Raw genomic sequence first — 466 nt, 5'->3', positions numbered from 1 at the left:
ACTCAGTTGCGCGTCTCCGTCCATAACGTCTGCGAGCGTTCCTGTTACGAATTCTTCTCTCGGATGGGTCATGCTGAGTAGGTGTGGTGAGGTTCGGGCAGTCAGGCAGTGCTCCACGTCATCAAAAATATTGTTTGCGTCAAGCAGAGATTCTGGGTGCAGATCGCGCAGTGAGAGGTTCAAAACTAGTTGCCCCGGGCGTGTCCGAAAGCCTTGGGGTAAATGCGGTGCTGAAGCAGTAGTGGTCAGAAGGACTGTGTCCGCGTCAAGGACGCGGAGGAGTGCATCTGAATGGAGATTGCAATGTTCAAAGGATCCGAGGGGCGTCTCTTTGAGGGGGCGTGGGTCGCTTATGGTGATTCGATCCGGCAAAATGTTCAGCGCATCCAGGTAGTGAAGGGTTTCCGTGGCGATTTCACCACCACCGACAATTCCCAGCGAGTTTCCTTTAGGGTTACCAAGGAGC

1 pseudogene is annotated in these 466 nt (G+C 54.1%); it reads right to left on the bottom strand.

The annotated features are described in order from the left end of the window. Positions 1–183: pseudogene (locus RM609_RS34240) on the bottom strand (2,3-diaminopropionate biosynthesis protein SbnB); the annotation flags it as partial. Positions 184–466: the final 283 nt, after the last annotated feature.

Source organism: Streptomyces hesseae (assembly GCF_031845785.1).
In the GTDB taxonomy this organism is placed as follows: Bacteria; Actinomycetota; Actinomycetes; order Streptomycetales; family Streptomycetaceae; genus Streptomyces; species Streptomyces hesseae.
This window is presented reverse-complemented; position numbering and strand designations above follow the sequence as displayed.